The sequence below is a fragment of the Streptomyces sp. W16 genome, from assembly GCF_033194735.1.
GTDB lineage: Bacteria > Actinomycetota > Actinomycetes > Streptomycetales > Streptomycetaceae > Streptomyces.
The window spans coordinates 1-12,896 of record NZ_JAWOAI010000279.1 but is presented as its reverse complement, the minus strand read 5'-3'; the positions used below and the strand labels follow the sequence as shown (position 1 = coordinate 12,896).

Sequence of the window (12,896 nt, the reverse complement as noted above, 5' to 3'; positions counted from 1 at the left end):
GGCGGGGAGCGCCCCCTGCGCCGCAGGGGCCCCGCCTCAGTCCCGGCCGCCGACGCCTTGTGCGGTCCGCACGAACGCCGCGACGAGGGGTGATGAGCTGCGGGTCGTCTCCCAGGCGAGGATCACCTCGTCGGGTTCGGCGTCGGTCACGGGGACGTAGGTGATGTCGGGGCGGGAGTACTGCTCGGCGACGGAGACGGGGACGAGGGTGATGCCCGCTCCGGAGGCGACGTTCTCGAACTTCTCCTCGATGCTGCGGATCGGTACGTCGTCGGGGTCGGGGTGGGGGTTGAGGTAGCGCAGCCAGGTCTCGCCGTCGAGGTCGGCCAGGACGAGGTCCTGTTTGCCGGCGAGCCGGTGGTCGGCGGGGAGCATGGCCACCCGGGGCTCGGTGAACAGCGGGAGCAGGGTGAGGCCCTGTTCTCGGATGGGGCGGCGCAGGTAGGCGAGGTCGACGGTGCCGTCGAGGATCAGCTGTTCCTGGTCGTCCCATTCGACCCGGCGGGCCTTGACCTCGGCGTCGGGGTGGGCGGCGCCGAAGGCGCGCAGCGCGGGGGTGATCACGACACCGGCGCGGAAGCCGACGACGAGGCGGTGCGGCCCGTGTGCGGCGCGCTGCACCCTGCGGCGGGTGGCGTGCGCGGAGGCGAGCAAGGTCCGTCCGTCGTCGAGGAGTTCGCGTCCGGCCGCGGTCAATGTCACGCCGTGGCTGTCGCGTTCGAAGAGGGTGGCGTCCAAGTCCTTTTCCAGGGCCCGGATCTGACGGCTCAACACCGGCTGTGCGATGTGCAGCTGTTCGGCAGCGCGTCCGAAGTGGAGCAGTTCGGCCACCGCGACGAAGTAGCGGACCTTCCGCAGGTCGAGGTCCATGGGTGTCACCGCTTCCCTGCCGTTGCCGTCGGCGATGCCTTCAGGGTATCGCCATCGCCGAAAGAGGTCTTGGACGGCGGGGTGGCGGCAACCGCAGGCTGGACGGCGTCACAGCAACGCGAAAGGGGCAGGACATGGGACTGCGAGGACAGCGGATCGTCGTCATCGGCGGTACGGCGGGCATCGGGCTCGCGGTCGCGGAGGCGGCCGGGCGGGAGGGGGCCCGGGTGGTGGTCGCCTCGCGTCGGCAGGAGAGTGTGGACGCGGCGCTGAAGCGGCTGCCGGACGACGCGGAGGGCCGGGTGCTCGACGCGAGTGACGAGGATTCGGTGCGGGGCTTCTTCGCGGGGCTCGGCGACTACGACCACCTGGTCTACACGGCGGGTGAGGCGCTGCTGATGGAGAGCCTGGCGGAGTCCGACCTCGGGCGGGCCCGGGCATTCCTGGACACCCGGTTGTGGGGTGCGTACACGGCGGTGAAGTACGGTGCCGGGTCGATCCGGGAGGGCGGTTCGGTGGTGCTGACCGCGGGTACCGCCGGGCGCAGGCCGATGTCCGGTACGTCCGTCGCCGCCGCGCTGTGCGGGGCGATGGAGTCGCTGACCCGGGCGCTGGCCCTGGAGCTGGCGCCGCTGCGGGTCAACGTGGTCGCGCCCGGTCTGGTCCGCACCGAGCTGTGGCGGGAGTTGCCCGAGGATCACCGGGACGGACTGTTCGAGTCCGTCGCCGGGTCGCTCCCGGTCGGCCGGATCGGCGAGCCGGCCGATGTCGCCGAGGCGTATCTGTATCTGATGCGCGGCGGCTACAGCACGGGTTCGACGGTCGTCGTGGACGGCGGCACACTCCTCGTCTGACGACCCGACCGCCCGGAGGGAAGCAGGCGGCCCGACGGTCCGAGGCGGGCCGGACCGCCTGCCGCCTGCCGCCTGCCGCCTGGCCACCCGAAGCGACGCAACGCGACCCACCCCGCTCAATCGCCCTGCGCGAACCGCACCTCCGCCGCCGTCACGACCGACCCCAGCCGTGGGAAGTCGAGCCTGACCGACGCCTGGTGTTCGGCCTCGGTGAGTGCGCTCATGGCGTCCTCGACGAAGACGAGTTGGTAGCCGTGGTCGCCGGCGGCGCGGGCGGTGGACTCGACGCCGAGGTTGGTGGCGATCCCGCCGAACACCACGGTGTCGACGCCCTGTTCGCGCAGGCGCTCGTCAAGTCCCGTGCCCTGGAAGCCGCCGATCGTCCGTTTCACGATCTCCAGGTCGCCTTCCGCGGCCAGTCCGGCGGCGAGTCCGCTGCCGGAGGGCTGTTCGGTGATGCCGGGGCGTTCGACCCGGATCAGTACGACGGGCGCTCCGGCGGAGCGGAAGGCGGCGGCCAACTCCTGGGCCACGGAGAGGACTTCGGTGCCCTTGTACGGTTCGAGCGGCAGCGCGACGATGCGGTCCATGAGGTCGACGAGGACCAGGGCGGTGCGCGCGGGGTCGAGGGCGAGCCGGGGTTCGGGAGTCTGCGGTGGGGTCATGACGGAACGTTAGCTGCCGTCAGCCGTCCGTACCGGAGATCCGGATCAACAGGTCCATGAACCGGTCGCGTTCGGCCACCGTCAGCGGGGCGAGGAGCCGGTCGTTGGCCTCGCGGGCCGCCTTCTCGCACCGCTTCAGCAGGCGTGCGCCCTCCGCCGTGAGCGACACCGCGTTCTTGCGGCGGTCCTTCGGGTCCGGCTCGCGGACGACCAGGTGGGCGGACTGAAGGTCGTTGAGGATGCCGACGAGGTCCTTGGGGTCGAGCCCGACACCGCGGCCGAGGTCGGCCTGGGCGACGGGGGCGAGGTCGCGGACGGCGGAGAGGACCACGTGGTGCCACATCTTCAGGCCTTCGGCGGCCAGGGCGTCGGCGACCAGGGCCCGGCCGCGGGCTGCGGCCCGGCCGAGGAGCCAGCTGGGGAGGGCGCGGATCGCGGGGAGGGGTGCTTCGGCCATGGATGCAGCCTAGCGAAAAGTCGTTGGACTTCCCAATGAAATCGTGAATATCATTGGGCCTCCCAACGATTTACGAAGCTTCCTGGAGGTGCGATGCGTCGCGTCCGGTACGAGGCCACCGGCGGCCCGCTGTTCCTGGAGGAGGCCCCCGTCCCCGAACCGGGCCCCGGTGAACTCCTCGTGCGCACCGAGGCGGTCGGGGTCACCCTGCCCGTCGTCCGCAAGGTCACCGAGGCGGCCGAGCCGATCCCGCTGGGTGGCGAGGTCGCCGGGGAGGTGGTCGCCGTAGGACAGGAGGTGACCGGATTCCGGGTGGGCGAGCGGGTGACAGGGCTGTGCTTCGGACACGGATACGCCGACTTCGCCGTCCTCCACGAGGCCATGGCCTCCCCGGTGCCCGACACCGCCTCCGCCGTCGACGCGGTCGCGCTCGTCCGCAGCGGGCTGGTGGCCCTGGGCGCGCTGGACGCGGCCCGGCCCGAGCCCGGCGAGGCCGCACTGATCACGGCCGCGGCGAGCGGAGTCGGCCATCTCGCCGTGCAGTTGACGAGGGCGCGGGGTGCGGGGCGGGTGGTGGGCGCGGTCTCCGACAAGGCGAAGGCCGGCTTCGTGGGCGCGCTGGGCGCCGACGAGGTGATCGCCTACGACGGGCTGGACTCGGCCGAGCCCGTCGACTACGCACTCGACGCGGTGGGCGGCGAGTTGCTCACCCCGGCGGTGGCGGCGCTCGTCCCGGGCGGGCGGCTCGTGGCGTACAGCTCGGGTGGCGGGACGATCCAGGCGTACGACCTTCTCGCGGGCGCCAAGTCCGTGATCGGGTTCCAGATGGCGCGGATCGCGCGCGGGAAGCCGGAGTTGTACGAGCGGTGGCGGCTGGAGCTGTGGCGGTTGTTCGCCGAGGGCGCCCTGAAACCGTTCGTGCACGGGGAGTTCGGGCTCGCGGAGGCGGCCGAGGCGCACCGGGTGATCGAGTCGCGGAGCAACCTCGGCAAGGTCGTACTGCGGCCCTGAGAGGCCGACCCGCCCCCTGACGCCCCCTCACTTCTCTTCCGTCACCGCCGACTTCTTCGACGCCGACCGCTGCACGCTTCTTGTGAGGCTCCGGATGCCCCAACTAACGTCTGTGACGCGCCCGTTGGACGTGGGATGTCCGGATGTCAAGACGAATGAAGGGCAGGTCGCACCACCATGCCGTCAAGTCTTCGCGCACGTCTGAGATCCACCCTCACCGCCGCACTCACCCTGGCCGCACTGCTCGTCCTCCCGAGCCCGGCCCACGCCACCGCCCAACCTTCCAGCCCCACTCCGGAGTTCGCGCAACAGGTCCTCTTCAAGGCGTCCCAGGACCCTGGCTACGCCTGCTTCCGGATCCCGGCCGTCGTGCGGACGAACGACGGGACACTGCTCGCGTTCGCCGAGGGCCGGGTCCTCAACTGCGGTGACGCCGCCGACATCGACATCGTCGTCAAACGCTCCACCGACGACGGCGCCACCTGGAGCCCGCTGCGGGTCGTCAACCACGGCGGCGGCGACACGCACGGCAACCCGGCGCCCGTCGTGGACCGCGCGACGGGCCGCGTCCTGCTCGCCGAGACGTACAACACGGGCCGTACGGACAGCGCCAGTTGCTCGGTCCCCTGCGACCGCACCCCGCACCTGCAGTACAGCGACGACGACGGTCTCAGCTGGTCGCAGCCGCGTGACCTGAGCGACGAGATCCTGCCCCCGAACTGGAACTCCTGGTACGCCACCGGCCCCGTGCACGGCATCCAGCTCACCCGCGGCAAGCACAAGGGCCGGCTCGTGTTCGGCGTCAACACCGAGACCTGGGACGGGAGTCGGGTCACCGCGAACAACGCGGCGCTGATCGTGAGCGACGACGGCGGCGACCACTGGAGGATCGGCGCCACCGACTCGTACCCGATCGCGGCCGACGGGACGTGGCGGCAGAAACCGTCCGAGGTGACGCTGACCGAACGCACCGACGGCTCGATCCTGGTCAGCGGCCGTGAGCAGGACGGCACCGACCTCGGTCACCGCACCCAAGCGGTCAGCCGTGACGGCGGCGACAGCTTCACCGCGCCCTTCCGCGACCTGCCCGACCTGTACGCCCCGCAGGTCCAGTGCTCGACACTCGGCGTCGGCTCCCGCATTCTGCTGGCCTGCGACGCGGATCCCGACCGCCGGCGGACGATGATGATCCGCTCCTCCTACGACGGCGGGCGCACCTGGGACAGCGTGGACCGCGGCACGGTGGTGACGAAGGACTGGTCCGGCTACTCGGACATGGCGCGGATCAGCGGTGACACCGTGGGCCTGGTGTACGAGGGCGGTGCCGTGACCGCCACCGACGAGATCCGCTTCGCCCGCTTCAACGAGGCCTGGCTGCAACCGCGTCGGGGCCCGGACCCGACGACCGCCGACCTCGCTGCGCACGCCGGGCGGGCGGCCGTGCTCGGCGGCGCCCAGGAGACGGACGGCGTGTCCGGGGGCGCCCTGTCCTTCGACGGTGTCGACGACGCCGTACGTCTGCCGTACAGCGACCGACTACCCCTGGGGACAAAGGACTTCACGGCGTCCCTCTGGTTCCGCTACACCGCCACGACCGGCGATCAGCCGTTCCTGTGGATGGGCGGGGTCGGTACCAGTCAGCCGCAGGTGTGGCTGCGCGGTGAGCCCGCCGGCAACCACGTCCGGGCGCTGATCACCACCCGGGACGGTGCGAGCGCCGTCCACACCACCTCCGTGGTCACCGCCGGCGCCTACAACGACGGCCAGTGGCATCACGCCGTGGTGCGGCGCGGCGGTGGGCAGTTGACGCTGTCCGTGGACGGTACGACGGTGAGCACGGCGGATGTCGTGGGGTCCGTCAGCCGCAACTCGCCGTTCGGCGTGCACATCGGCCAACGGGTGGACAGCCTGCAGTACTTCACCGGTTCGCTCGACGAAGTCCACGTCTGGGACCGGCTGTTGACGGACGACGAGCTGGCCGCGCAGGATCCGCCCGCCGCGGGGACGGTGCTGTGGCTGCCCATGGACCATGTGAGCGGCAGCCACTAACGTCCCGGGCGTGCCCGAGGACCGACGAGCACGACAGCGGACGGGAGCCGGGGTCGGCCTGCTGCTGACCCTGGCTCTCGCGGCCGTGCTGCTCACCGCCCTCCCGAAGGACCACGACCGGGAGGGCGGCGGCGCGTGCCCGGCCCGTACGGTGCGGTCCTGGTCGGCGGACGCACAGCTCACCAACTCCTTTGCCTCGTACGGCGACGACGCGACCCGCACCGACGACTGGACCGGCGGCGACGGCACCCACTCGGTGCGGCTGCCGGACGGACGGGTGCTGTGGCTGTTCTCCGACACCTATCTCGGCCAGGTGCACGGCCCGCCCAACCCGGTCGGCGAGTCGTACGTCTGGCGGGACACCACGGCGCCGCTGGTGCGCAACTCGGCGGTGGTGATGAGCGACGGACACCCCCAACTCACGCTTCCCGCGCCGCTGTTCCCCGATCCGGGTCCCAGCGAGTGGCGTTGGCCGGTCGCGGCGCGCGTCGAGCCCCGCTCCCCCGGCTCGGCCGAGTCCGTCGTACGGGTGCTGCTGTGGACGCGGACGGCGGGGGCGTATCCGTGGATCTACGGTGTGCCGACCGCGACCGAGGTGGCCACGTTGTCACTGCCGGACCTGCGGGTGGAGTCGGTCGTGAAGGTCTTCGACCAGCGGCTGGTCCAAGACCCGTCGCGGCGGGTGCAGTTCGGGACGACGCTGGTCTCGGCGGGCGGGTGGACGTATGTCTTCGGCGGGAACGACGCGCAGGCGGCGGCCCGGCCGACGTCCTCGGCGTATGTGGCGCGGGTGCCGGAGGGGCGGCTCGGGGAGGCGGGTGCCTGGGAGTACTGGGACGGTTCGGCGTGGACGGGCCGGGCCGGGCCGCGGGCGGTGCTCGGGGACGGGCGGCGCACGGGTGTGGGGAGCGCGTTCTCGGTGGTGCGGGACGGGGAAACGTACGTCCTGTTCACGATGGCCGCGGGCAGCCGGGGGCTGACCACCGTGACCTCGTACTGGGCCTGTTCGCCCGTCGGGCCGTGGCACGGGCCGGCCCGGAGTTTCCGTCCGCCGCTGCCGCCGGGGCAGGTCGCCGCGTACAACCCGCAGGTGCATCCGGCGCTCGGCGGCGACGGGCGGATCGTCCTCAGCTATGACGTCAACTGGCTGGACGCGACGGCCACTTCGGCCGCCTGGAACCTCAGCCGGAACGTGTCGCTGTACCGACCGCGGTTCGTGACCCTGCGGTTGGGGCCGCCGACTCGGTGACCTCGGGCAGTGGATCACGGGCGCGGCGCTTGGCGATGACCGCGCACACCATCAGCTGCATCTGGTGGAAGAGCATCAGCGGCAGCACGGCGAGGGAGGCGTGGGCACCGAACAGGACGCTGGCCATGGGCAGTCCGGAGGCGAGGGACTTCTTCGAGCCGGCGAACTGGATGGCGATCCGGTCCTCCCGGTCGAAGCGCAGCGCCTTGCCGCCGTACCAGGTCAGGGTGAGCATCACGGCCAGGATGACCGCCTCGACGGCGAGCAGTCCGGCCAGGCGCAGCGCGCTGACCTGGTGCCAAATGCCCTGGACCATGCCCTCGCTGAACGCGGTGTAGACGACGAGGAGGATCGAGGCGCGGTCGACGTAGCCGAGGATCTTCTTGTGCCGGGTGATGAAGCCGCCGACCCAGCGCCGCAGCAGCTGCCCGGCGAGGAACGGCACGAGGAGCTGCAGCACGATCTTGACGACGGAGTCGGCGGAGAAGCCGCCCGCGTTGCCGCCGAGCAGGGCGGCTGCGAGCAGGGGGGTGATGACGATGCCGGCGAGGGAGGAGAAGGAGCCGGCGCAGATAGCGGCGGGCACGTTGCCGCGGGCGATCGAGGTGAACGCGATCGAGGACTGGACGGTCGAGGGGACGAGGGTGAGGAAGAGCAGGCCCTGGTAGAGGGGGTGGGTCAGGAGCACCGGGACGAGGCCGCGGGCGGCCAGGCCGAGCAGCGGGAAGATCACGAAGGTGCAGGCCAGGACGGTGGTGTGCAGTCGCCAGTGCTTGAGGCCGTCCAGTGCCTCGCGGGTCGAGAGGCGGGCGCCGTAGAGGAAGAAGAGGAAGGCGATGGCGGCCGTGGAGGCGCCCGAGGCGACATCGGCGCCGGTGCCTCGGGCGGGGAGGAGTGCGGCGATGCCGACCGTCCCGAGGAGCAGCAGGATGTAGGGGTCGATCGGCATCCGACTGGGCCGTCGCAGGCGTTTCACTGTGCTCCACTGTCTCGCTGTACGTCCGCGGTCCGGTGCGGACTCGTGCCCTCCCCATCGTCCTCTCCCGCTTCTTGATCGGGAATCCGTCATACCGCTCTGACTGTCATCACGTTTCGCGATGACCGGATATGGTGTATGCCATGGTGTATGCCATGTACGACCTCTCTCACCTGCGGACTTTCCTCGCGGTGTCCCAGACGCTGAGTTTCACGCAGGCCGCGCGGCGGCTCGGGCTGCGCCAGTCCACGGTGAGCCAGCATGTGCGGCGGCTGGAGGACGCGACGGGTCGGCAGCTGTTCACGCGGGACACGCACTCCGTGGAGCTGACGGAGGACGGTGAGGCGATGCTGGGTTTCGCGCGCCGGATCCTGGAGGTGCAGGAGCAGGCGTCGGTGTTCTTCACCGGTACCCGGCTGCGTGGGCGGTTGCGGTTCGGGGCGTCCGAGGACTTCGTCCTGACCCGGTTGCCGGAGATCCTGGAGGGTTTCCGGTACGACCATCCCGAGGTCGACCTCGAACTGACGGTGGAGCTGTCCGGGACGCTGCACGAGCAGCTGGCGGCGGGGAAGCTGGACCTGGTGCTGGCGAAGCGGCGGGCCGAGGATCCTCGGGGTGAGCTGGTCTGGCACGACAAGCTGGTGTGGATCGGTGCGGAGCGGCTCCGTCTGGACGCGGATCGTCCGGTGCCGCTGATCGTCTATCCGCCGCCGGGGATCACTCGGGCGCTCGCCATGGAGGCGTTGGAGCGGCAGGGGCGGGCTTGGCGGATCGCGTGCACGAGCGGGAGTCTGAATGGGTTGATCGCCGCGGCTCGGGCGGGACTTGGGGTGATGGCGCACTCAAGGGGGCTGGTTCCGCCGGGACTTGTGCGGGTGCCTGAACGGGTGGGGTTGCCGGAGTTGGGCGAGGTCGATTTCGTGCTGGTGCACGGGCGGCGGCGGGTTTCCGCGCAGGGGGCGGCGGATGCGCTGGCTGCGGCAATTCTGGCGGGTGGGGATCGGCTGCATCGGCGCGGTCCGTAGTTTCGGCGTTTCATTGCGGGGCGAGGCCGATATCGAATTCCGCGAGGGTGAGAAACAACGCCGTACAAGAATGCTGACCGGGGAATGTGCGACAGCGGGCGGCGCTGTGAGGAACAGCGCCGCCCGTTATGTGGTTCAGGAGAAGGAGAACTCTCCTCCGTAGTCGGTGTCGTGGTCGCGGTAGACGGTGCTGTAGTTGAGCTGGCTGGTGTCGACCACGCCGTCCTTGACGGAGAACTCGATCCAGACGCCGGGTCCGTCGATGCGGACGTAGTCGCCGGCGGTGTCCAGTGCGGTGGTGCCGGAGTACGAGATGTAGGTGTCGTCGAGTTCCGACTTGTAGGTGCTCAGGGTGGACGCGGCGGTCGTGTCGTCCGCGGCCTCGACCCACAGCGTGATGGCGTCGAGCACCAACTGCTGCTGATCGTCGGTCAGTTCGCTGACCGCGAGGCCCTCCTTGGTGTCGGGGAAGTCGCCGTCCTCGTCCGGGCCGAGCACCACGTCGGTGGTGGAGTCGGAGAGCTCCGCCTCGGACAGCTCGTCGTCGGTCAGGCCTTCGAGCATCGACTCCATGCCGTCGTGCATCCCGGACAGGGGTGCGTAGGTGGTGCCGTCGTCGGTCCAGCTGGTGGGTTCGACCCCGGCGAAGTACGGGGTGGCGCCCTCGACCTCTCCGTCCTTATAGGTGAGGTTCACGGCCAACTGGTCGCCGCCGAAGTGGAGTTGCCAGGTTCCGGAGGTGCTCGGGGCGCCCAGGAAGGCGAGGTAGTAGTTGCCGCTGCCGTAGCTGGTGTCGGTCTCGCCGAGGACGTCGTCGGCCGCGAGGATCTGGGAGATCTGGTCGTAGCCGGTGTCGCTGCCGGTGCCGGTGGCGGCCTCGACGACCGCCTTGGCGGCGGTGAGCTGGGTGTCGCTGAGCGTGCTCAGTTCGATGCCGACCCGGCAGGTCGCACCGCACGTCTCGTTCGACCAGGCGGTGGCGTTGGCCTGCGTGAAGTCGAGGAGTACGTCGGCCTGTTGGTCGTCGTCCAGGGTGTCGAGGAAGGCGTTGGCGGCGTCGACCACGTCCGAGACGGAGGTGCCGGTCCCGACCGTGTTCGTGGGTACGGGGTTGGAGGGGGACGGGGATCGGGAGGTGGACGGGGAGGTGGATCCAGGGGTGGACGGGGTCGAGGATCCGGGGTCCGACGGGGATGCGCTGCTGGACGGGTCGGACTGGACGGATGCGGCGTTCGCGTTGGCGTAGAGTCCGCCGCCGAGGAGGGCGGTCGCCGCCGCTAAGGCCGCCACCACCTTCCTGTGTCGCCCCAGGGACCTGCGGTGAGCGTTTTTGGTCTTCAATTCGATATCCCTTTCAGGGGTCTCGCCCTGAGGACTTCCGAAGATTTTCTCCAGCACCGGAAAAGATCTTTGGGGAAATCCCTGCGGCATCGGTTTGGACGAGCCACATTCGATCGCCGAACACTGTGATTCACGCCTCCGGGTGCTTGGTGTTGCGCATGATTTATCTTGAACTTACTTTGAGGCAGCGCGAGTTGAGGGTGAGTTGAGTGGGAGCGTCCGGTACGTCAGCTGTTTGACCCGGCGCAGGAACGGGCTCGCCTCCACCCGCCGCACCCCGTCGAGCTGTCCCAGGGGTCCGCTGAGGTAGTCGTACAGTCCCGCCGTGTCCTTCACGACGGCCGTCACGACGATGTTGGACGTGCCGGCCGTCGCGGACGCGTAGGCGATCTGGTCGTGCGTGGCCAGTGCCTCGCCGACCGAGTGCAGTGCCGCGGGGGTCGCGGTGATCCACAGCACGGCCGCCCGCGGGTATCCGAGGACCTCCGAGTCGTACTCGACGTCGATGTACACCGCTCCGGAGCCGATCAGCGTGGCGAGGCGGCGTTTGACGGCGGACTCGGAGCGGCCGGTGGCGCGCTGCAGTTCGGGGTGGGTGGCGCGTCCGTCGCGTTCGAGTACGGCGATCAGGGCCTCGTCTTCCGGTTCGATGCGGGCGGGGCCCGGCGTCGGCGCCGGTTCGGGGAGCAGGGCGGCGATCTGGTCGTCCGCCAGCACTTTGAAGCGGCGGAGCCAGCCGGTGGGGCCGCCGTAGAAGCGGTGCAGCATCTGGTGGGCGCGGATGTCCAGGACGCTGGGGGTGCGCGGGAGTTTGCCGAGCAGGAGGTCGTCGTAGTCGCCGGGGGTGCGCGGGCGGGTCAGGCAGACGATCTCGGTGCCGCCGGAGGCGAGGCCGATCCAGGCGGTGTCGGGGCGTCTGGCGAGGGCGTCGGCGATGTTGAGGGCGTTGTCGGGGGCGCAGCGCAGGCGCAGCATCCACTGGTCCTGGCCGAGGCGTTCGGCGTCCCGGATGGCGACGACGCGCAGGCCTGCCTCGGCGGTGAGTCTGCGGAAGCGGCGGGCGATGGTCTGGTCGGAGGCGCCGAGGACCGCGCCGAGGCGGCTGAAGGAGGCGCGGCCGTTGATCTCCAGGGCGGTGAGCAGTTGCGTGTCGAGCCGGTCGAGGGTGTCGGATTCCATCTCCAGCACGGCCGCTCCTGTCGGATTCCGGCGATGAGACGCCCGGTACGGCGGTGATCGTCCGGGAGGAGCCCATCGTACGGAGAACCGCGTATCCGGGACAGGGGAGTTGAGGGCATGCGTTCATGGGGGCCGCTGACGGCGGTGTGCCTGGGCACGTTCATGTTGTTGCTGGATGTGACGATCGTGGTGGTCGCGCTGCCGGACATGGCGCGGTCGTTGCACACGTCGCTGAGTGATCTGCAGTGGGTGGTCGACGGGTACGCGCTGGCGTTGGCCGCGCTGCTGCTGGGGTTCGGGGCCGCCGCCGACATTCTGGGGCGCCGGCGGGTGCATGTGGCGGGTCTGGTGCTGTTCGCGGTGGCGTCGCTGCTGTGCGGGCTCGCGGGCGGGCCGGGCGCGCTGGTGGCGGCCCGGGCCGTGCAGGGTGTGGGGGCGGCGGCGATGCTCGCGACCACGTTGCCGTTGCTCGGCTCGGTGTATCAGGGGCGGCGGCGGTCGGTGGCGCTCGGGGTGTGGGGCGCGGTCAGCGGCGGGGCCGCGGCGGTCGGACCGGTGCTGGGCGGGGTGCTCACCGAGGGACCCGGCTGGCGGTGGATCTTCTTCGTGAACCTGCCGGTGAGCGTGGCCGCGGTGTGGCTGACGCTACGGGTGGTGCCGGAGTCGAAGGGCCCGCGGGGGATGCGCGTCGACTGGCTCGGGACGGTCGCGTTCGCGGGGTTCGCGGGCGGGGTGACGTACGCGGTGGTGCGGGCCGGGGAGGACGGCTGGGGCGCGACGCCGACGCTCGTGTCGTTCGCGCTCGCGGTGCTCGCGCTGGTCTGCTTCGTGCTGGTGGAGCGGCGGGTGGCGCATCCGCTGCTGGATCTGTCGCTGCTGCGCAAGCCCGCTTTCGTGGGGGTGATGGCGGGAGGGCTGGCCTTCAACGGGGTGGCGTTCGGCGGGATGCCGTATCTGTCGATCTGGCTGCAGACGGTGCTGGGGATGAGTCCGGTGCGCGGCGGGCTGACGCTGTTGCCGCTGACGGGGGCGGCGGTCGTGGTGTCGGTGCTGGCCGGGAAGCTGCTGCACGGGGTGCCGGCCCGGCTGACGGTCGGCGGCGGGCTGCTGCTGATCGGTACCGGCTGCTTCTGCCAGGCCGTCCTGGGCGCCGGTTCGCACTGGACGGCGCTGGTGCCGGGGCTGGTCCTGGTGGGGGTCGGCACGGGGCTGGTGGCGCC

At 70.9% G+C, this 12,896-nt stretch carries 12 protein-coding genes; 6 read left to right on the top strand and 6 right to left on the bottom strand.

Going from position 1 to position 12,896, the window contains the following annotated elements; all coding sequences use genetic code 11:
- Nucleotides 1-36: 36 nt before the first annotated feature.
- The gene (locus tag R6V09_RS31105) at nt 37-870 is read right to left on the bottom strand and encodes a LysR family transcriptional regulator (RefSeq protein ID WP_317884788.1); all 834 of its coding nucleotides are present in this window, start codon (nt 868-870) and stop codon (nt 37-39) included.
- A gap of 134 nt (nt 871-1,004) precedes the next feature.
- Here R6V09_RS31105 and R6V09_RS31100 point away from each other — a divergent pair, with 134 nt between their 5' ends.
- A complete protein-coding gene (locus R6V09_RS31100; protein WP_317884787.1) occupies nt 1,005-1,724 on the top strand; it encodes an SDR family oxidoreductase in 720 nt (239 codons plus the stop codon).
- A 116-nt stretch (nt 1,725-1,840) separates the two neighbouring features.
- Here the strand turns inward: R6V09_RS31100 and R6V09_RS31095 are convergent, their stop codons facing one another.
- Nucleotides 1,841-2,389: an isochorismatase family protein gene (locus R6V09_RS31095; RefSeq protein WP_317884786.1), complete on the bottom strand. Its 549-nt coding sequence runs from the start codon at nt 2,387-2,389 to the stop codon at nt 1,841-1,843.
- A 19-nt stretch (nt 2,390-2,408) separates the two neighbouring features.
- On the bottom strand, nt 2,409-2,846 hold the full coding sequence (locus R6V09_RS31090; protein ID WP_317884785.1) for a MarR family winged helix-turn-helix transcriptional regulator: 438 nt from the start codon (nt 2,844-2,846) through the stop codon (nt 2,409-2,411).
- 93 nt (nt 2,847-2,939) lie between these two features.
- On the opposite strand from R6V09_RS31090, the gene R6V09_RS31085 reads away from it, so the two are divergent.
- From R6V09_RS31085 to R6V09_RS31075, 3 genes are all read left to right on the top strand, one after another.
- Nucleotides 2,940-3,857 (top strand): quinone oxidoreductase family protein, encoded by a 918-nt coding sequence (locus R6V09_RS31085; RefSeq protein ID WP_317884784.1) that lies wholly within the window; start codon nt 2,940-2,942, stop codon nt 3,855-3,857.
- 177 nt (nt 3,858-4,034) lie between these two features.
- Nucleotides 4,035-5,906, top strand: a complete 1,872-nt coding sequence (locus R6V09_RS31080) for a sialidase family protein (protein ID WP_317884783.1) — start codon at nt 4,035-4,037, stop codon at nt 5,904-5,906.
- 10 nt (nt 5,907-5,916) lie between these two features.
- A complete protein-coding gene (locus tag R6V09_RS31075) occupies nt 5,917-7,155 on the top strand; it encodes a DUF4185 domain-containing protein (protein WP_317884782.1) in 1,239 nt (412 codons plus the stop codon).
- Here R6V09_RS31075 and R6V09_RS31070 read toward each other — a convergent pair.
- The gene (locus tag R6V09_RS31070) at nt 7,088-8,104 is read right to left on the bottom strand and encodes a bile acid:sodium symporter family protein (RefSeq protein WP_317884781.1); all 1,017 of its coding nucleotides are present in this window, start codon (nt 8,102-8,104) and stop codon (nt 7,088-7,090) included. The two genes, R6V09_RS31075 and R6V09_RS31070, sit on opposite strands and share 68 nt — an antisense overlap.
- A 182-nt stretch (nt 8,105-8,286) precedes the next feature.
- Between R6V09_RS31070 and R6V09_RS31065 the strand changes: the two genes are divergently transcribed.
- A complete protein-coding gene (locus R6V09_RS31065) occupies nt 8,287-9,156 on the top strand; it encodes a LysR substrate-binding domain-containing protein (RefSeq protein WP_317884780.1) in 870 nt (289 codons plus the stop codon).
- Between the two features lie 135 nt (nt 9,157-9,291).
- On the opposite strand, the gene R6V09_RS31060 is transcribed toward R6V09_RS31065, so the two are convergent.
- Both R6V09_RS31060 and R6V09_RS31055 read right to left on the bottom strand, forming a co-directional pair.
- Nucleotides 9,292-10,446 (bottom strand): DUF3500 domain-containing protein, encoded by a 1,155-nt coding sequence (locus R6V09_RS31060; RefSeq protein WP_317884779.1) that lies wholly within the window; start codon nt 10,444-10,446, stop codon nt 9,292-9,294.
- A gap of 225 nt (nt 10,447-10,671) precedes the next feature.
- Nucleotides 10,672-11,676 (bottom strand): Lrp/AsnC family transcriptional regulator, encoded by a 1,005-nt coding sequence (locus R6V09_RS31055; protein WP_317884789.1) that lies wholly within the window; start codon nt 11,674-11,676, stop codon nt 10,672-10,674.
- Nucleotides 11,677-11,793: 117 nt separating this feature from the next.
- Here R6V09_RS31055 and R6V09_RS31050 point away from each other — a divergent pair.
- The coding region (locus tag R6V09_RS31050) for an MFS transporter (protein ID WP_317884778.1) at nt 11,794-12,896 on the top strand (1,103 nt) is incomplete at its 3' end.

Excerpts from the sequence above, each read along its gene's own strand:
- R6V09_RS31055 (WP_317884789.1), bottom strand. The coding sequence starts at position 11,676 with ATGGAATCCGACACCCTCGACCGGCTCGACACGCAACTGCTCACCGCC.
- R6V09_RS31080 (WP_317884783.1), top strand. The coding sequence starts at position 4,035 with ATGCCGTCAAGTCTTCGCGCACGTCTGAGATCCACCCTCACCGCCGCA.
- R6V09_RS31090 (WP_317884785.1), bottom strand. The coding sequence starts at position 2,846 with ATGGCCGAAGCACCCCTCCCCGCGATCCGCGCCCTCCCCAGCTGGCTC.
- R6V09_RS31095 (WP_317884786.1), bottom strand. The coding sequence starts at position 2,389 with ATGACCCCACCGCAGACTCCCGAACCCCGGCTCGCCCTCGACCCCGCG.
- R6V09_RS31085 (WP_317884784.1), top strand. The coding sequence starts at position 2,940 with ATGCGTCGCGTCCGGTACGAGGCCACCGGCGGCCCGCTGTTCCTGGAG.
- R6V09_RS31100 (WP_317884787.1), top strand. The coding sequence starts at position 1,005 with ATGGGACTGCGAGGACAGCGGATCGTCGTCATCGGCGGTACGGCGGGC.
- R6V09_RS31105 (WP_317884788.1), bottom strand. The coding sequence starts at position 870 with ATGGACCTCGACCTGCGGAAGGTCCGCTACTTCGTCGCGGTGGCCGAA.
- R6V09_RS31070 (WP_317884781.1), bottom strand. The coding sequence starts at position 8,104 with ATGCCGATCGACCCCTACATCCTGCTGCTCCTCGGGACGGTCGGCATC.
- R6V09_RS31065 (WP_317884780.1), top strand. The coding sequence starts at position 8,287 with ATGTACGACCTCTCTCACCTGCGGACTTTCCTCGCGGTGTCCCAGACG.